14 protein-coding genes are annotated in these 18,117 nt (G+C 47.1%); 13 read left to right on the top strand and 1 reads right to left on the bottom strand.

Annotation, left to right across the window (positions count from 1 at the left end; translation table 11 throughout):
• Positions 1 to 11 precede the first annotated feature (11 nt).
• The 6 genes from trmFO (at position 12) to C7R73_RS00125 (ending at position 6,075) form a co-directional block, all read left to right on the top strand.
• Positions 12 to 1,322 carry a methylenetetrahydrofolate--tRNA-(uracil(54)-C(5))-methyltransferase (FADH(2)-oxidizing) TrmFO gene (gene trmFO, locus C7R73_RS00150; protein WP_106448574.1) on the top strand — a complete coding sequence of 437 codons (1,311 nt, stop codon included), beginning with the start codon at positions 12 to 14 and terminating at the stop codon, positions 1,320 to 1,322.
• 71 nt (positions 1,323 to 1,393) lie between these two features.
• The gene (gene xerC / locus C7R73_RS00145) at positions 1,394 to 2,320 is read left to right on the top strand and encodes a tyrosine recombinase XerC (protein WP_106448573.1); all 927 of its coding nucleotides are present in this window, start codon (positions 1,394 to 1,396) and stop codon (positions 2,318 to 2,320) included.
• Between the two features lie 3 nt (positions 2,321 to 2,323).
• Entirely contained in the window at positions 2,324 to 2,848 is a 525-nt protein-coding gene (gene hslV / locus C7R73_RS00140) for an HslVU peptidase proteolytic subunit (RefSeq protein ID WP_086628001.1), read from the top strand.
• A gap of 16 nt (positions 2,849 to 2,864) precedes the next feature.
• A complete protein-coding gene (gene hslU / locus C7R73_RS00135; protein ID WP_106448572.1) occupies positions 2,865 to 4,274 on the top strand; it encodes an ATP-dependent protease ATPase subunit HslU in 1,410 nt (469 codons plus the stop codon).
• Positions 4,275 to 4,347: 73 nt separating this feature from the next.
• Positions 4,348 to 5,166 carry a GTP-sensing pleiotropic transcriptional regulator CodY gene (gene codY / locus C7R73_RS00130; RefSeq protein ID WP_106448571.1) on the top strand — a complete coding sequence of 273 codons (819 nt, stop codon included), beginning with the start codon at positions 4,348 to 4,350 and terminating at the stop codon, positions 5,164 to 5,166.
• Between the two features lie 36 nt (positions 5,167 to 5,202).
• Positions 5,203 to 6,075, top strand: a complete 873-nt coding sequence (locus tag C7R73_RS00125; RefSeq protein WP_106448570.1) for an aldose 1-epimerase family protein — start codon at positions 5,203 to 5,205, stop codon at positions 6,073 to 6,075.
• Between the two features lie 95 nt (positions 6,076 to 6,170).
• On the opposite strand, the gene plsY is transcribed toward C7R73_RS00125, so the two are convergent.
• Positions 6,171 to 6,776 (bottom strand): glycerol-3-phosphate 1-O-acyltransferase PlsY, encoded by a 606-nt coding sequence (gene plsY / locus C7R73_RS00120; protein ID WP_106448569.1) that lies wholly within the window; start codon positions 6,774 to 6,776, stop codon positions 6,171 to 6,173.
• Between the two features lie 181 nt (positions 6,777 to 6,957).
• On the opposite strand from plsY, the gene parE reads away from it, so the two are divergent.
• The 7 genes from parE to C7R73_RS00085 all read left to right on the top strand — a co-directional run bounded on the left by parE (position 6,958) and on the right by C7R73_RS00085 (position 17,994).
• Positions 6,958 to 9,027 (top strand): DNA topoisomerase IV subunit B, encoded by a 2,070-nt coding sequence (gene parE / locus C7R73_RS00115; RefSeq protein ID WP_106448568.1) that lies wholly within the window; start codon positions 6,958 to 6,960, stop codon positions 9,025 to 9,027.
• Between the two features lie 26 nt (positions 9,028 to 9,053).
• Entirely contained in the window at positions 9,054 to 11,489 is a 2,436-nt protein-coding gene (parC, locus tag C7R73_RS00110; RefSeq protein ID WP_106448813.1) for a DNA topoisomerase IV subunit A, read from the top strand.
• Positions 11,490 to 11,789: 300 nt separating this feature from the next.
• A complete protein-coding gene (gene pflB, locus C7R73_RS00105) occupies positions 11,790 to 14,018 on the top strand; it encodes a formate C-acetyltransferase (RefSeq protein WP_106448567.1) in 2,229 nt (742 codons plus the stop codon).
• 163 nt (positions 14,019 to 14,181) lie between these two features.
• A complete protein-coding gene (pflA, locus tag C7R73_RS00100) occupies positions 14,182 to 14,943 on the top strand; it encodes a pyruvate formate-lyase-activating protein (RefSeq protein ID WP_106448566.1) in 762 nt (253 codons plus the stop codon).
• A 99-nt stretch (positions 14,944 to 15,042) separates the two neighbouring features.
• The gene (locus tag C7R73_RS00095) at positions 15,043 to 15,972 is read left to right on the top strand and encodes a manganese-dependent inorganic pyrophosphatase (RefSeq protein WP_106448565.1); all 930 of its coding nucleotides are present in this window, start codon (positions 15,043 to 15,045) and stop codon (positions 15,970 to 15,972) included.
• A gap of 95 nt (positions 15,973 to 16,067) precedes the next feature.
• On the top strand, positions 16,068 to 16,892 hold the full coding sequence (locus C7R73_RS00090; protein WP_106448564.1) for a metallophosphoesterase: 825 nt from the start codon (positions 16,068 to 16,070) through the stop codon (positions 16,890 to 16,892).
• A 148-nt stretch (positions 16,893 to 17,040) separates the two neighbouring features.
• The gene (locus tag C7R73_RS00085) at positions 17,041 to 17,994 is read left to right on the top strand and encodes a magnesium transporter CorA family protein (RefSeq protein ID WP_106448563.1); all 954 of its coding nucleotides are present in this window, start codon (positions 17,041 to 17,043) and stop codon (positions 17,992 to 17,994) included.
• The last annotated feature ends 123 nt before the right edge of the window (positions 17,995 to 18,117 follow it).

Below are 18,117 nucleotides of genomic sequence, written 5' to 3'. Positions count from 1 at the left end.
GGAGGCATACTATGACAGATAAAACAGTTACCGTAATCGGAGCCGGCTTGGCCGGAAGCGAGGCGGCTTTTCAAATAGCGGAGCAGGGCATCCACGTCGATCTCTATGAGATGAGACCGAAAAAGATGACGCCTGCCCACCATACATCTGGTTTCGCGGAATTGGTCTGCACCAATTCACTGCGGGGTAACCAAGTCACGAACGCCGCGGGATTGATAAAGGAAGAAATGCGTCATCTGAATTCCCTGATCATCAAAGCGGCAGATGCGACCGCTCTGCCGGCGGGGGGCGCACTGGCTGTCGATCGCGACAATTTTTCAGCCTATGTGACGAAAACATTGGAAAACCATCCCAATATAACGATCCATCTGGATGAACTGACGGCATTGCCGGAAGGGATCACGGTGGTAGCGACAGGCCCTTTGACTTCGGAATCATTGAGCCAATCGATTCAAAGCTTTATTGAGATGGAAGGACTGTACTTCTACGATGCCGCAGCACCGGTGCTGGAAAAAGACAGCATCGATATGGAAAAGGTATACTTGAAGTCGCGTTACGACAACGGCGAAGCCGCCTATCTGAACTGTCCGATGACAAAAGCAGAATTCGAATCGTTCTATCGCGAACTGATCGCTGCTGAAGTGGCCCCTCTGAAGGAATTCGAGGAGGAAAAATACTTCGATGGCTGCATGCCTTTCGAAGTGATGGCCTCAAAAGGCGAAAAAACGCTGCTGTTCGGTCCGATGAAGCCAGTCGGGCTTGAGGATCCAAAGACCGGAAAGATTCCCTACGCAGTTGTGCAGCTCCGTCAGGACAATGCTGCCGGCTCCTTGTACAATATCGTCGGTTTCCAGACGCACCTGAAATGGGGAGAGCAGAAACGGATTCTGCAGATGATCCCGGGACTGGAAAATGCTGAAATCGTGCGTTATGGAGTCATGCACCGGAATACGTTCCTAAACTCTCCGAAAATTCTGCGCGCCACCTATCAGAGCCAAAAACGCGATGATCTGTTCTTCGCTGGCCAGATGACGGGTGTGGAAGGATATGTCGAGAGTGCCGCCAGCGGCTTGCTGGCGGGCCTTAATGCCGCCAGAATGGCGGATGGGCAGGAATGTGTCGTCTTCCCGAAAGAAACGATGATCGGTGCCATGTCGCACTACATAACGAACACAGACAGCAAGCACTTCCAACCGATGAACGCTAACTTCGGCATAATCGAACCGTTGGGCGGCAAGAAAATCCGTGATAAACAGCTTAAAAACCAAATGATAGCCGATAAAGCGTTGGCTGCCTTGGACGAATTCGTGCAAACGATTTAAGTTCGTCAGCTTACATTGAAATCTCTCCAACATTGTGATAAATTTAGTCATAAGATGTTGGAGGGATTTTTTTGTCTAATCAAGAATTAATCGATCGATTCATAAACTATTTGGCAATTGAACGGCGCTATTCCGACGAAACGGTCAAAGCCTATCTGTTTGACCTGAAAAAATTCGAATCTTTTCTCGAAGAAAGTGGAACCAGCGACTTGATGGCGGTACAATTGTACGATGTCCGCCTGTATCTGAGTTTTTTGGATGAACAAAAACTGAGCCGAAACACCATTTCGCGCACGTTGTCGAGCTTGAGGGGGTTCTATCATTTCCTGATCCGCAACGACCTTCTTGATGAAAACCCTTTATCCTATATCTCTTTCAAGAAAAAGCAGCTGCGTCTGCCGCAGTACCTTTACGAAGAAGAATTGGAAAAACTCTTGCGTGCAGCCGAGGGGACCGAAATATTGGACTATCGTAACCGGGCGTTGGTGGAATTGTTGTATGCGACCGGAATCCGCGTCAGCGAATGCAAGAACATCAAACTGCAGGATATTTCCTTCGACCTGGGCGTCATTCTGATTTTCGGTAAAGGGAATAAAGAGCGCTATGTGCCGTTCGGGCATTATGCTGCCGCAGCCATCCAGGAGTACCTGGAAATGACCCGGTCGGAATTGATGTCAAAACACAAACGCAGCCACGACCATCTCTTTGTGAATCGCTTGGGCGATCCGCTCACGGCAGGCGGCATTGAATACATACTGAAACAGATCATGAAAAAAACAGGTTTGACCGGGACGCTGCATCCGCATATGCTTCGGCATACCTTTGCGACCGATATGCTGAATAACGGAGCGGATATGCGGACCGTTCAGGAACTTTTGGGACATGCCAGCCTGTCATCCACTCAAATCTATACACACGTAACGAAAGATGCCCTGCAACGGAATTACAACCAATTCCATCCGCGGGCGAAACGGGACAGCAAGAAACAGGGGGAATAACATATGACAACAATCTGTGCAGTGCAGCACAACGGACGTTCAGCCATGGCGGGAGACGGCCAGGTGACGATGGGCGAATCCGTCATCATGAAAGGGACCGCCAAAAAAATCAGACGCATCTATCATGATGAAGTCATCGTCGGCTTCGCAGGCGGCGTAGCTGACGCTTTCACCCTTGAAGACAAATTTGAAGAGAAACTCAATCAATACAAGGGCAACCTGATGCGCGCCTCCATCGAGGTGGCCAAGGAATGGCGCGGCGACCGTGCCCTTCAGAAGCTGGAGGCTTTGCTGATCGTCATGAACAAGGAGCAGATGCTGCTTGTTTCCGGGAGCGGGGAAGTCATCGAACCGGATGACGGGATCCTTACGATCGGCTCAGGCGGGAATTATGCTTTGGCTGCAGCAAGAGCCCTAAAAAGAAGAGGCTCCGATCTTTCCGCTAAGGAAATCGCCTACGAAAGCCTCAAGATTGCCTCAGAAATCTGCGTATTTACTAACGACAACATTATTGTTGAAGAATTTTAGATAGGTGGCTAATATAATGAAGGAACAGCACAACAGAACACCCAGAGAAATCGTCAAGGAGCTCGACCGCTATATCATCGGCCAGGATGCAGCCAAAAAAGCAATCGCTGTCGCTTTGCGGAATCGTTACCGGAGACAGCAACTGGATGCTGACATGCAAAAAGAAGTGACTCCGAAAAATATCCTGATGATTGGGCCTACCGGAGTAGGGAAGACGGAGCTGGCGAGACGCTTGGCGCTGTTGGTCGAAGCACCCTTTGTTAAGGTAGAGGCAACCAAATTCACGGAAGTCGGCTATGTCGGACGCGACGTCGAATCGATGGTCCGCGACCTGGTGGAGAACGCCATCCAGATCGTCGAAAAGCAAAAACGCGGCGACGTGTATGCCAAAGCCTATGAAGCGGCTTTGCAACGCCTGGCCAAAGTCATGAAACCGGGGATCAAAAAAGCCAAGCCCAAACAGGAAGGCATGAATGACTGGCAAAATATGTTCAAAAACCTGGGAATGCCTCTGCCGGAAAATCAGGAAGAGGAAACCGAAGAAGTGACTGCCGAAATCGCCCAGAGCAGAGCGGAAATCATCGAGCAATTGCGTAAAGGTTTGTTGAATAAACGTGAAGTTTCCATAAAAGTGGAGGAAAAACAAGCCAATCCATTAGGTGGCGGCGGAAACAACGAACAAATGATGATGCTGCAGTCGGCATTCGAATCCATGACGCCGAAAAAGAAAATCCAGCGGACACTTTTGGTCGAAGATGCCATCGAGGTGCTCGTGCAGGAAGAAACCGACAAATTGGTCAACAAGGATGATATTTCGCAGGAAGCTTTGAAGTTGGCCGAAATCAACGGCATCATTTTCATCGATGAAATCGACAAAATCACTTCCAAGTCACAAAACACAGGCGAAGTGTCGCGGGAAGGTGTGCAACGGGATATCCTTCCGATCGTCGAAGGCAGCCAAGTTTCCACTAAGTATGGGGCTATCCAAACGGACCATATCTTGTTCATAGCATCCGGCGCGTTCCACGTCTCCAAGCCAAGCGATCTGATCCCGGAACTGCAAGGACGTTTCCCGATCCGGGTGGAATTGAACGACCTCACGGAAGATGATTTCGTCCGCATCCTTACAGAGCCCAATAATGCGATGCTGAAGCAATACATCGCGCTGTTGGCAACGGAGGACGTCAACATCACCTTCACGCAGGAAGCCATCCGAAAAATGGCCGTCATCGCGACAGAAGTCAACCAGGAAACCGATAACATAGGCGCCAGAAGACTGCACACGATCATGGAAAAATTGCTGGAGGATCTGTTGTTTGAAGCTTCCGAAATTCCCGGGACAGATATCACGATAACGGAACATTATGTGGATGAAAAACTTGAGAAAATTGTAGAAAACAAAGATTTAAGAAAATATATCCTTTAAGCATAAAAAAATCCCCTTTAGGTTGGATGAACCTTGCGGATATTTTCTGATGGATGATCGTAGGGGGGAAAACATGGACGAATTATTAGAAAAGTTGAGAAGGATCAACTACATGCTGCAAAAAGAAGGGGGCTTCGTTGATGTCAGCGGCGAAGCGACGGCTTTGCCCTTTACGGAAATGGCGAGCGTGCTCGGCGACATACTGAGCGCCAACACGTATCTGATTGATCTGTCCGGCAATCTGTTGGGCTACAGCGAGGCGACCGATATCAACAATGCCCGCATCAAACAAATGCTGGAGGACAAGAAGTTTCCGGAGCAGTATGCCTGCAATCTGTCTGCGTTGTTTCAGACGACCGCGAACATCGGCATCGAATCCGATTTTACGGCCTTTCCGATCGAGAGCAGGGACCTGTTCATAACGGGTGTCACAACGATCGTTCCGATTTTTGCTTCCGGCAAGCGCTTGGGGAGCTTAGTTTTGGCGCGATTGTTTCCCGTCTTTGACAGCAGCGATCTGATTCTTGCCGAACATGGTGCCACCGTTATCGGCATCGAATTGCTGCATGCCATCAATTTGCGCATGCAGGAGGCAACGCGCGTGACCACACTGGTCCAGATCGCCATAAAATCGCTGTCTTTCAGTGAAATGGAGGCAGTCAAAGCGATCTTTGAGACTTTTCCATCCTTGGAGGAACGCATCACCGCATCAAAAATTGCGGCAGAAAAAAATATTACGCGTTCCGTCATTGTGAATGCCTTAAGAAAACTGGAATCAGCCGGTATTCTCGAGACGAGATCGCTCGGTATGAAGGGAACCTTCATCAGAGTCGTTTCTGCAGAATTGCTTGATGCTTTGAAAAGGGCTTTGTATCCAAAAAATGAACAGTAAGCAAAATGGTGTAAAGCCAAACTAGGGGGAAATGTCATGGAGTTTGTAATTGAAAACCAGCACCTTACGGTAACCGTAAAAGATAAAGGTGCAGAAATCACCAGTGTAATCGCAAAGAAAACCGGCATCGAATATATTTGGCAGGCTGATGAAAAAGTTTGGAACAGACATGCGCCTATCTTGTTTCCTTTTGTTGGACGCTTGAAGGATGATACCTTCCGACATAACGATAAAACTTACACAATGGGGCAACACGGATTTGCACGTGATTCGAAATTTTCGGTGCATGAGCGTTTGACCGACAGCATTACCTTCATCCTTGCGCCGAATGGTGATTTCAAAAATGTTTATCCATTTTCATTTGAACTGCAGTTGACTTATCAATTGTTCGAGAATCAATTGTCGATCAGCTACAAAGTGAAGAATCTGGATGCAAACAAGATGTATTTCTCGATCGGCGGACACCCAGGCTTTAATGTGCCTTTGACGGAAGGGGAAACATTCGAGGATTACTACATCAAAATGACTCCGGAAACTTCCCGCCAGCGCTTGTTCCTGGATGGGCCTTATCTTGCACCAGACAAAACGGTTGAAGTGGAACAAAATAAATTCCCATTGCAAAGGGATCTCTTTTTGAATGATGCCATCATTTTCAAGACGCCGGAACCGACAACTGTGACGCTGGCTTCCGATAAAAGCGAGCATGGGGTCACGATGTCCTATGAGGATTTCGAATACTTGGGCATCTGGACGAAGCCTCAGGAAGACGCCACTTATGTTTGTTTGGAACCTTGGTGCGGACTTGCTGACCGATCGGATTCGGACGGGGAGCTGGAACGGAAGACAGCCATCCAATCGCTTGAACCCGGGAATAAACGTTATTATGTCCATCGGGTCGATTTCTTTTAATTCAGTCGTCAGCTAGGCCCAGCAGCGTTTGTCTTTGGGCCTGATAAAAGGCGGGGCCGTAAATCATCGTTGATTTACGGCCCCGCCTTATTCTGTTATATTTCTTTAGCGCTCTTCGATTTGTAGCCGAAAGGCACTTTGCTTTCCGTTCCATTTTTGATCCGGTAAATATTGGAACGATGGCGATAGATGATGAAGATCGTCAAAAGGATCGTAACGAGCGTCAATGGCCAATCCTTAAAAAAGAAGGAAAGAGCGACCGCCGTAAAACAGACCAAGATGCTGGATAAGCTGACCATTCTGGAGAAGTACAGGTAGATGATGAAAGCAACGACTGCTTCCCCAAAAAAAAGCGGATTGTAGGCCAAGAGGATACCTGCGCTGGTGGCAACGGCTTTACCGCCTTTGAATCCGGCAAAAAGGGGATACGTATGACCTAAGGCTGCAACAACCCCGGCCAATAAGGGATGGATTTCGACTGCCAGCCAGATCGGCAATAAGGTTGCCGCTGAGCCTTTGAGCATGTCCATGATCAGGACGATGATGCCGGCTTTTTTTCCTAATACGCGGAAGGTATTGGTCGTTCCGCTGTTTCCGCTGCCGTATTTGCGGATGTCTGTTTGATAAAAATATTTTCCGATCCAAATGCCTGATGGGATGGAACCCAAAAGATAGGCCAGGACGATGACGATTGCTGTCATTCTCACTTCACTCCTAAGTTGATGCTCAGTTAATATACAATTGCAGTTCATTTTACCATTTTATCCGCAGTTTTCCTATAGGAGGCAGAATTCCGTCTCATTTTTTATACTTTCCAAAGTGAAAGTTATACAGTATGATAGAATAGATGTTCGGTTAGAACAGATACGAAGGAGTTTTTTTATGGCACAAAATAAAGAGAATAAATACAATGATGATTCCATCCAAGTTTTGGAAGGACTTGAAGCAGTCAGAAAACGGCCCGGGATGTATATCGGTTCGACTGATGCCCGCGGATTGCATCATTTAGTATATGAGATAGTCGATAATGCTGTAGATGAGGCCTTGTCGGGTTATGCTGATGAGATCGACATCACGATCCATGAAGACCAGAGCATCAGCGTCAAAGACAACGGACGCGGCATGCCTACCGGGTTGCACGCTTCAGGGGTGCCAACCATCCAAGTCATTTTCACCGTGCTTCACGCTGGAGGGAAATTCGGCCAGGGCGGCTACAAAACTTCAGGAGGTCTTCACGGAGTGGGAGCGAGTGTCGTCAATGCCCTTTCCAAGTGGCTGGAAGTATCGGTCATCCGCGAGAGCACACTCTATACAATGAAATTCAAGGATGGCGGAAAACCTGCCAGCAAATTGACCAAAGCAAAAACCACTGCAAAAGCATCCGGCTCGTTGATTCATTTTTTGCCTGACAAAGAGGTTTTCGGAACAGCGCAGCTGTCCTACGATGTGCTGGCGGAACGGTTCCGGGAATCAGCCTTTTTGTTGAAAGGCTTAACCATCACGCTGAAGGATGAACGAACCGAACAAAGCGATACTTTTTTCTTCGAAGAAGGAATCAAGGAATTCGTTACTTACTTAAATGAAGAAAAGGATACACTGCACGATGTCGTGTATTTCAACGGGGAAGCCGATGGGATCGAGATCGAGTTCTCATTCCAGTACAACGACGGGTATTCGGAAACGATCCTGTCATTCGTCAACAACGTCCGCACAAAGGATGGCGGCACCCACGAAACCGGTGCGAAGACCGCCATCACAAAAGCCTTCAATGAATACGCCCGAAAAATGAACCTGATCAAAGAGAAGGAAAAGAATCTCGAAGGCAGCGACGTCCGCGAAGGACTTTCGGCAGTATTGTCCTTGCGCGTACCGGAGAATTTGCTCCAATTCGAAGGCCAGACGAAGGAAAAATTAGGCACCCCGCAAGCGCGGGCAGCCGTTGATGGACTCATCAGCGAAAAATTGAGCATTTACTTGACAGAAAATGGCGAAACAGCCCAAATGCTCGCCAGAAAATCCTTGAAAGCCAGAGAGGCCAGGAATGCAGCGCGTAAAGCCCGTGAAGAGACGCGTAATGGCAAAAAACGCCAAAAAAACGAATCGCTGTTGTCCGGCAAGCTGACGCCTGCACAAAGCAAAAATCCGAAAAAGAACGAACTGTATCTTGTCGAGGGTGATTCCGCCGGCGGATCCGCCAAACAAGGGCGCGACCGCAAGTTCCAGGCGATACTCCCGTTGCGTGGGAAAGTCATCAATACAGAACGCGCGAGTATGCAGGATATTTTGAAGAACGAGGAAATCAACACGATCATCTACACAGTCGGTGCAGGGGTCGGGGCGGATTTCGACATTAAGGATTGCAATTATGACAAAATCATCATCATGACGGATGCGGACACGGATGGTGCGCATATTCAGATCCTGTTGCTGACTTTCTTTTACCGTTACATGAAACCGTTGCTGGAAGCCGGGAAAATATATCTGGCGCAGCCGCCCCTATACAAAGTATCCAAGGGCTTCGGCAAGAACGAAAAAATCCAGTACGCATGGACCGAAAGGGAACTGCAGGAAAAAATCGACATCATCGGCAAGGGCTATATCCTGCAACGGTACAAAGGACTCGGGGAAATGAACGCGGATCAGCTGTGGGATACCACGATGGATCCTGAAACCCGGACGTTGATCCGGGTGCTGATCGATGACAAGGCCCAAGCGGAGCGCCGGGTCACGACGCTGATGGGGAACAAAGTCGAACCGCGAAGGAAATGGATCGAGAAGCATGTCGAGTTTTCGATGTCCGACAATAAGAGCATTCTTGAGGAAGACATTGCACCAGCGTCCGATAGTGGGGAGGCGCATCTGCAGGAGAAAGTGAAGAAGGAATTTTCGGATCAGCAGACCGCTCATGACATGGAGCAAATTTCGTTAGATTTTGAAAGTGGTGAACTATAGTGGATAATCTGGAAATTAAAGAGCTGATGCTTGAAAACGTAATGGGGGACCGCTTCGGGCGATACTCGAAGTACATCATCCAAGAGCGTGCTTTGCCTGATATCCGCGACGGACTGAAGCCTGTCCAAAGGCGGATCCTGTACGCGATGGATGTTGCCGGGAACACTTCGGACAAAGGCTTCCGCAAATCGGCTAAAACTGTCGGGAATGTAATCGGTAATTACCATCCGCATGGCGATTCCAGTGTCTATGAAGCGATGGTCCGGTTGAGTCAGGATTGGAAGATGCGGGAAGTATTGGTCGAAATGCACGGCAATAACGGGAGTATGGATGGGGACTCAGCCGCAGCGATGCGGTACACCGAGGCCCGATTGTCAAAAATTTCCGCTGAACTGTTGCGCGACATCGACAAGGAAACAGTTGACTTTGTGCTGAACTTCGATGATACCGATCAGGAGCCGACCGTGTTGCCGGCTCGCTACCCGAATCTGCTGGTGAACGGCGCCACCGGTATTTCCGCCGGTTATGCGACAGATATCCCACCGCATAATTTAGGCGAAGTCATCGATGCGACCTTGCATCTGATCGATCACCCTGAGGCGGAGCTCAAAGCACTCATGAAATACGTAAAAGGACCCGATTTCCCTACCGGGGCAATCATACAGGGCTTGGATGGCCTGAAGGACGCCTACAACACCGGCAAAGGAAAAGTAGTCGTCCGCTCGCGCACTTCCATAGAGAGCATCCGCGGCGGCAAACAGCAGATCGTCATTTCGGAAATTCCTTATGACATCAATAAAGCGACACTAGTGAAGCGGATGGACGAAATCCGCATCAACCGCAAAATCGAAGGAATCGCCGAAGTGCGGGATGAATCGGACCGCACAGGGCTGCAGATCGTCGTCGAATTGAAAAAAGAAGCGAATGCAGAGGGAATCCTCAACTATCTGCTCAAAAATACGGATCTGCAAGTGAACTATAACTTCAATATGGTCGCGATCGACGAGCGCCGTCCGATGCAGGTCGGCTTGCACCAAATACTGAAAGCCTACATCCGTCACCAGAAAATCGTCATTACCCGCCGGACGAATTACAGCCTGAAGAAGGCTGAGACGCGACTGCATATCGTGGATGCACTGATCCGAGTCATTTCGATCCTGGATGAAGTCATCCAATTGATCCGTGACAGCAAAGACAAGAAAGACTCAAAACAGAACCTGATGAAGCGGTATGCTTTTTCGGAACCGCAGTCGGAAGCGATTGTTTCCCTGCAACTGTACCGGTTATCCAATACGGATATCACCGCCCTGCAGAACGAAAAGTTGGAACTGAATGAGCAGATTGCGACTTACCAAGAAATCCTGAAACAGGAAAAAACGTTGTACGCCGTGATGAAGACAGAGCTTACCTCAGTCAAAAAACAATACGCGAATCCTCGCCGGACTACCATCCAGCATGAAATTGAGGAAATCAAAATCGATACGGAAGTTCTCGTGCCGGTGGAGGAAGTCGTTGTCGTGATCACGAAAGAGGGCTATTACAAGCGCACCAGCCTGCGCTCATTTGGAGCCTCGACAATCGCAGAAATCGGCTTGCGCGAAGGGGATAAGCCGCTGTTTGTCGGGAAAGCATCGACCCTTGATGCGATCGTGATGTTCACCAGCAAGGGAGACTACCTTCACTTCCCAATCCATGAGTTGCCGGAACTGAAATGGAAAGATACGGGGCATCATATCTCGCAAAACATCCCTTTCGCTCCGGAAGAAAAGATCATCAACGTAGAAATTCTCCCGAACAACAGCGAACCGACCGGTACAATCCTTTTCGTTTCAAAAGAAGGCTACATCAAACAGACACTGATGAGCGACTTCCGGACTTTCCGGGGCTACAGAAACAAAAAAGCGGTCGCCATGAAGCTGAAGAGCGAGGCGGATGCGATTGTCTCCATCCAACGCTTGGAGGATCAACAAAACTATGATGTACTGCTTGTGACCCATTTCGGATTCAGCCTGCGTTATGCCGTGAATGAAGTAGGCATCATCGGAACCCGTGCCAGCGGAGTCAAATCAATCAATCTGAAGGACGGTGACGTTGTGGTTGGGGGTGCCGCCTTTAAAGAAGGTGATGAGGAATTCCCTGTCCTGGTGATCACGCAAAGAGGGAACATCAAGAAATTCAAATCCGGCGAGGTCCCGATTTTGGGCCGCGCGAAACGGGGATTGATGCTACTGAAGGAATTGAAGGCCAAGCCGCACCGCATCATCTTCATGGATTGTGAATTGTCAGTGCCTAACCGTTATGCAATCCGCACCACGACAGGTAACAGCGTCGTGGCGGAAAGCAAAGAAATACCGTTCAGTCCAAGGTATTCCAACGGCAGCTTCGCAATCAATGAGAAGACGGATGGCGAAGTGTCGGACATCGAGAAAGAGTTTGATTTTTCACAAATTAGAATTTTCTAATTAACTGTTATAAACAAAAAGCAAAAACGGAAACTGTGTAATAATACAGTTTCCATTTTTTTATGAAACAGATTTTTCGTCAAAATAAAGGTTTCACTAACTAATCGGAAGCCAGAGGCATTTTTTTATATTTATAAACGTTGATGCAGCAACGTTTATAAAATATTTACGAAAAAGTGACAAAAAGTTCAAAAAAAAGATTGATAGTTGTTGCACTTTCAACTGTACGTGTTATAATATTCATGTAGAAACCTGTTACACATATCACAATGTGAAAGCACTTTATAGGAGGAATATATAATGGAACAATGGCAAGGGTTTAAAGGCAAAACTTGGAAAGAAGAAGTCGACGTAAGAGACTTCATCATCAACAACTTCTCTGAATACACAGGCGACGAAAGCTTTTTGGCTGGTCCTACTGAAACTACTACTCAATTATGGGATCAAGTTATGGATCTTACTAAGCAAGAAAGAGAAGCTGGCGGCGTATTGGACATGGATACAAAAGTTGTATCTTCCATTACATCTCATTCAGCAGGCTACCTGAACAAAGAAAAAGAGCAAATCGTCGGTTTCCAAACTGAAAAACCACTTAAACGCAGCTTGATGCCGTTTGGCGGTATCCGCATGAGCGAACAGGCTTGTGAAGAAGCTGGCTACAAAGTAGACCCAGAAGTTTCAATGATTTTCCGCCAATACAGAAAAACACATAACCAAGGCGTATTTGACGCTTACACTCCAGAAATGCGTGCAGCAAGAACAACCGGCGTCATCACTGGCTTACCGGATGCATACGGCCGCGGCCGCATCATCGGCGATTACCGTCGTGTAGCTTTATACGGTGTGGACTTCCTGATGCAAGACAAATTAAATGAATTCGCTAAAATCGGCGACGGCACGATGACTGAAGAAATCATCCGTTTGAGAGAAGAATTCAGCGAACAATACCGCGCTTTGAAAGAATTGAAAGAATTAGGAAACATCTACGGTTTCGATATTTCCAAACCAGCAACAAACGCTCAAGAAGCTTTCCAATGGTTATACTTCGGCTACTTGGCTGCTGTTAAACAACAAAATGGTGCAGCAATGTCATTAGGCCGTACTTCAACTTTCTTGGATATCTATATCCAACGCGATCTTGAAAACGGAACATTGACTGAAGAAACAGCACAAGAAATCGTTGACCACTTCGTAATGAAATTGCGTATGATCAAATTTGCACGTACGCCAGAATACCAAGAATTGTACTCAGGAGATCCACAATGGGTTACTGAATCAATCGCTGGTATGGCACATGATGGCCGCTCAATGGTCACAAAATCAAGCTTCCGTTTCTTGAACACATTGACTAACTTAGGAGCAGCTCCAGAACCTAACTTGACAGTTCTTTGGTCAACTAGATTGCCTGACGGATTCAAAAAATACTGTTCTAAAATGTCTATCGAAACAAGCGCTATCCAATACGAAAATGATGACATCATGAGCCTTGAATGGGGCGACGACTACGGTATCGCTTGCTGCGTATCCGCGATGAGAATCGGGAAACAAATGCAATTCTTCGGAGCGCGTGCTAACTTGGCTAAAACATTGCTTTACGCAATCAACGGCGGGATTGACGAAACGAAGAAAAAACAAGTCGGACCTAAATTGCAACCAATCACTTCAGAATACCTTGATTACGCTGAAGTTGCTGAAAAATTCGATGTAATGATGGACTGGATCGTAGCTTTGTATGTGAATACATTGAACGTTATCCACTACATGCATGACAAATATTCATACGAGTCATTGGAAATGGCTTTGCATGATACACACGTTGTCCGCACATTGGCAACTGGTGTGGCTGGATTCTCAGTTACAATCGACTCACTTTCTGCTATCAAATATGCAAAAGTTAAACCGATCCGTGACGAAAACGGCATTGCAATTGACTTCGAAATCGAAGGCGACTTCCCTAAATATGGTAACAATGATGATCGTGCTGACCAAATCGGTATCGACTTGTTGAAACAATACATGGGCAAAGTTAAGAAACACCAAACATACCGCAACTCTATCCCTACAACTTCTGTCCTGACAATCACTTCTAACGTGGTTTACGGTAAGAAAACTGGTAGCACGCCAGACGGACGTAAAGCCGGCGAACCATTCGCACCTGGTGCTAACCCAATGCACGGAAGAGATACACACGGCGCTTTGGCAAGTTTGTCTTCAGTAGCTAAGATTCCTTACAAATATTCATTGGATGGTATCTCAAATACATTCTCAATCATCCCTAAAGCTTTGGGACGTGAAGAAGAAGTTCAAAAAGAAAACTTGACTGCCATGATGGACGGCTACATCGCTAAAGGCGGCCACCACTTGAACGTCAACGTATTCAACCGTGAAACATTGCTTGACGCTATGGATCACCCAGAAAACTACCCACAATTGACGATCCGTGTTTCCGGATACGCTGTTAACTTCATCAAGTTGACTCGCGAACAACAAATGGACGTCATCAACCGTACAATGCACGAAATGATGTAATCTGCTTCAACTTGCATATTAATCGTATAAATTTAAACGGATGGATCATTTGATTCATCCGTTTTCTATCAAAGGGAGCGAAAATTCGCTCTTTTTGATAGGAAATATTCCTTACGAGATATACAATGAAGTTAAGAAATAAACGACAGAGGAGTTTTTTGAAATGACTGAACCCTTAAAAGGATTTGTGCATTCAACAGAGAGTTTCGGTTCCGTTGATGGGCCCGGAATCCGTTTTATTATATTTATGCAAGGCTGCCGCATGCGTTGCCAATTTTGCCATAACCCGGACACTTGGAACATCGGCGGCGGCAATGAGATGACAAGCGATGAATTGCTGAACATGGCCTTGCAATACAAGCCTTTCTGGGGGCAAAAAGGCGGCATCACCGTCAGCGGTGGCGAACCATTGCTGCAGATCGACTTTCTGATCGAATTGTTCACGAAAGCCAAAGCCCAGGGCGTGCATACGACTTTGGACACCTGCGGCTTGCCGTTCACTTATGATGAACCATTCTTCAGCCAATTCAACAAACTGTTGGCTGTGACAGACCTGATCCTGCTGGACATCAAACACATCGACAGCGGAAAGCACAAAGAATTGACAATGTGGCCCAACGAAAGCATCATCGAATTGGCGAAATATTTGTCGGAAATCAATCACCCGATTTGGGTCCGCCATGTGCTGATCCCAGAGCGGACAGACTATGATGATTTCTTGATCCGTCTGGATGCTTTCCTGAAAACATTGAAAAACATAGTCAAAGTGGAGATTCTGCCTTACCATAAAATGGGCGTCTACAAGTGGGAAACATTGGGAATCCCTTATCAATTGGACGGAATCGATCCGCCTACCGCCGAGCGCGTCGAAAATGCCAGAAAGCTGCTGCATACGGAAGACTACAAAGGTTATTTGGATCTATAAAATAATACTATTTTTCAAGGAAGAAAAGAGAATTGCCATTGCTCTTTTCTTCCTTTTTTATTATGATAAATTTAGACAATGGAAGAGAGAGTGAATTGAATGAAAAAACTGTTAGTTTTTGGGCACCAAAATCCGGATACGGATGCGATCACATCCGCTATCGCATACGCCTACTATCTGAATCAAACCGGAATCGAAGCAGAAGCTGTGGCACTTGGCTTGCCGAGTGAGGAAACAGCCTATGCTCTGAATCAATTCAAGACGGAGGCTCCGCGCGTCATCGCGACTGCGGCAAACGAAACGGATACGGTTGCTTTGGTCGACCATAACGAAGCGCAACAAAGCGTCAGCGACATCAAAGATGTGGAAGTATATGCCGTCGTGGATCACCACCGCATCGCAAACTTCGAAACGGCTAACCCGTTGTATTACCGTGCAGAGCCAGTCGGTTGCACAAACACGATCCTTTACAAAATGTACAAAGAAAAGAATATCGCGATTCCTGCCGACATCGCCGGCCTGATGCTTTCTGCCATCATTTCCGACACGTTGTTGTTCAAATCACCGACTTGCACACCGGAAGATGAAGCAGCGGCAGCAGCTTTGACGGAAATCGCCGGTGTAGCCTTAAATGAATATGGCCTTGCAATGCTGAAGGCCGGAACGAATCTGGACGATAAGTCGATCGCGGAATTGTTGACTTTGGACGCTAAATCATTCCCGATGGGCGATAAAAACGTCCGCATCGCACAAGTCAATACCGTCGACGTTCAAGATGTTCTGAATAGACAAGTTGAACTTGTTGCCGCTATGGAAACTGAAAACGGTGCGCAAGGCTATGATGTCTTCCTGTTGGTGATCACCAACATCATCGATAGCGACTCGGCTCTGTTGGCTGTCGGCTCGCATTTGGACACTGTAGAGGCCGCGTTCGGCGTCTCATTGACCGAAAATGTGGCCTTGCTGCCGGGCGTTGTTTCACGCAAAAAACAAGTAGTGCCGCCATTGACGGAAGCATTCTCGAAATAATCACTGCGAAAGGGCGGAGCTGCAACTCAGTTAATCTGATATGCATCTTCGCTTTTTTTCACACCGTAAGCAAAGTAGGGAAAGGGGTTGAGGACGTGAAAATTGGGGTATTGTCGGACCTGCATATCGACTCGAACGCAAAAAGGCTGGCGCCAGGACAATCGTATGACCATCTCTTGGCGGAGCTGCTGTATAATCAAGAAATCGACTTGCTTTTGTTGGCGGGGGATGTCTCTTCCGATTACCACGATACCTTTACTTTCTTGGATCGCATGCGTGACCATAACGTTTCGAAAATCCAATTCGTGCCCGGAAACCATGATTTCTGGTCCATCCGCAATCACGAAGAGGATACGGACCGCATTTATCGGCTGTTCAAGGAGCGGGATGAAAATCCTGTCGGAAATCCGTTTCTGATCGGTGATAAATGGGCAGTGGTGGGGAATCCGGGCTGGTATGATTATGGCTTCGCCAGTGACCGCTATACAATAGAAGAGTTTTCCAGGAAAAAGCTGAAAGTCGGCGGGTGGAATGACCGCCAGTATGTGCATTGGCAGAACGATGATCGCTCGGTTGCAGCTGCTATGCAGGAGGAACTGGAAAGCGACCTGAGAGCCGTCAGCGATCGGAAAATAATCATGATGACCCACGTGGTGACGCATCCGCAATTCGTCATCCCGCTACCGCATAAGGTATACGACTACTACAATGCTTTCCTCGGCAGCAAAAGCTATATGCAATTGTATGACCGCTACCCGATTACGCACAGCATCATGGGCCATGTCCACTTCCGTAAAATACTGCAGGAGAATGATACAACTTTCTATTGCGCCTGCCTCGGCAGTGCGCGGCATTGGTATACGGAGGACCCTTACATCGAAATGGCCTATACTATGGAAGAAATCATGGTTGACGTGTAATTGGCAGCTTTCTCTCTAGTGGTTTAGTGACCAGAAAGGGTGCAACCTTTGCGAGAGGCTTATCGCTTTCCTTTTGGCAAAAATAAGTTATGCTTATCTTGTAGGCACGCACATTCAGAATAATACAACAGGTTAGAGGTGGAGTTCAATGAGAGCATTCGACTTGTCGGATAAAGGGGTTTACACTCAGACAAAGAATTGGAAAGCAGCTGATTGGATTCATGTCGAGAATCCGAGCGCCAATGATGTTGAGGATTTAATTACTATTTTCGGCATCCCAAAGGACTACATCATGGACTCGTTGGATGAGTATGAGATCCCGAGACAAGAGAAAGTCAAAAGTGGTGCAGGGGACAACGTCAATCTTCTGATTGTTCTTTTCCCTCAAATGCGGTCGGTTCAGGAAAAATATACGGAATATCATACGTATCCATTATCGATCATAACGATCAATGGTACTTTGATCACCGTCTGCAAAGAAACGCCTTCCTTTTTGACACGCATCATGAAGAATGAATCATTCAAAAATGAACCAGCGACAACACAACATCACATCATTTTGTATATATTATGGGAATTAACGAAGAGTTTTGTTCATCACCTGAGGGAAATCGATAGCATCATCGAGGACCTGCAGATACAAATTACCAGTGCAACCCATAATGAATATTTTTACAAGTTGATTGCCCTTCACAAGAGCTTGGTTTACTTTGAGACATCCATCAATAAAAATCATCCTTTGATAACGGAGTCCATTCAGGACTCGGTGTTAGGAGATGATGTGCAAAGCCAGGAGTTGCTGCATGATATCATCGATATCTCAAACCAAGCAGAAGTGATGGTAACTGAATCAAGCAAGATGATCGATCAGCTGAGTGAAGTGTTTTCGAGTGTCATCGCGAACAACTTGAACAACATCATGAAAGTTTTGACTTCTATCACCATCGTCCTGACAATCCCGACCATCATGGCAGGGTTTTGGGGCATGAATGTCGATCTGCCTTTTGAGAATCATCCGTGGGCGTTCGGCATCACCAGTCTGATCACAATTTTTATTTGCTTCTTAACGGTCTATTGGTTGAAGAAGAAAGATTACTTCTGACATGGAATCTGAATATAGGCAGTTGACATCACAATGGAGCGTAATCGGCAATTATTTCTGCCGGTTACGCTTTTTGGCATGCCTTTTAAGTAACCGGAACTCATCCAGGGTTGGTATACTATA

It is taken from the genome of Trichococcus alkaliphilus (genome assembly GCF_003008695.1).
Lineage (GTDB): Bacteria > Bacillota > Bacilli > Lactobacillales > Aerococcaceae > Trichococcus > Trichococcus alkaliphilus.
The sequence above is the reverse complement of the archived record's forward strand: the minus strand, read 5'-3'. Positions and strand labels throughout refer to the sequence as shown.

Bases quoted from the DNA above. Each gene is read 5' to 3' on its own strand.
- trmFO (WP_106448574.1), top strand. From the start codon at position 12: ATGACAGATAAAACAGTTACCGTAATCGGAGCCGGCTTGGCCGGAAGC.
- parC (WP_106448813.1), top strand. From the start codon at position 9,054: ATGCTTGAAAACGTAATGGGGGACCGCTTCGGGCGATACTCGAAGTAC.
- pflA (WP_106448566.1), top strand. From the start codon at position 14,182: ATGACTGAACCCTTAAAAGGATTTGTGCATTCAACAGAGAGTTTCGGT.
- C7R73_RS00125 (WP_106448570.1), top strand. From the start codon at position 5,203: ATGGAGTTTGTAATTGAAAACCAGCACCTTACGGTAACCGTAAAAGAT.
- C7R73_RS00085 (WP_106448563.1), top strand. From the start codon at position 17,041: ATGAGAGCATTCGACTTGTCGGATAAAGGGGTTTACACTCAGACAAAG.
- hslU (WP_106448572.1), top strand. From the start codon at position 2,865: ATGAAGGAACAGCACAACAGAACACCCAGAGAAATCGTCAAGGAGCTC.
- parE (WP_106448568.1), top strand. From the start codon at position 6,958: ATGGCACAAAATAAAGAGAATAAATACAATGATGATTCCATCCAAGTT.
- C7R73_RS00095 (WP_106448565.1), top strand. From the start codon at position 15,043: ATGAAAAAACTGTTAGTTTTTGGGCACCAAAATCCGGATACGGATGCG.
- pflB (WP_106448567.1), top strand. From the start codon at position 11,790: ATGGAACAATGGCAAGGGTTTAAAGGCAAAACTTGGAAAGAAGAAGTC.
- plsY (WP_106448569.1), bottom strand. From the start codon at position 6,776: ATGACAGCAATCGTCATCGTCCTGGCCTATCTTTTGGGTTCCATCCCA.
- hslV (WP_086628001.1), top strand. From the start codon at position 2,324: ATGACAACAATCTGTGCAGTGCAGCACAACGGACGTTCAGCCATGGCG.
- codY (WP_106448571.1), top strand. From the start codon at position 4,348: ATGGACGAATTATTAGAAAAGTTGAGAAGGATCAACTACATGCTGCAA.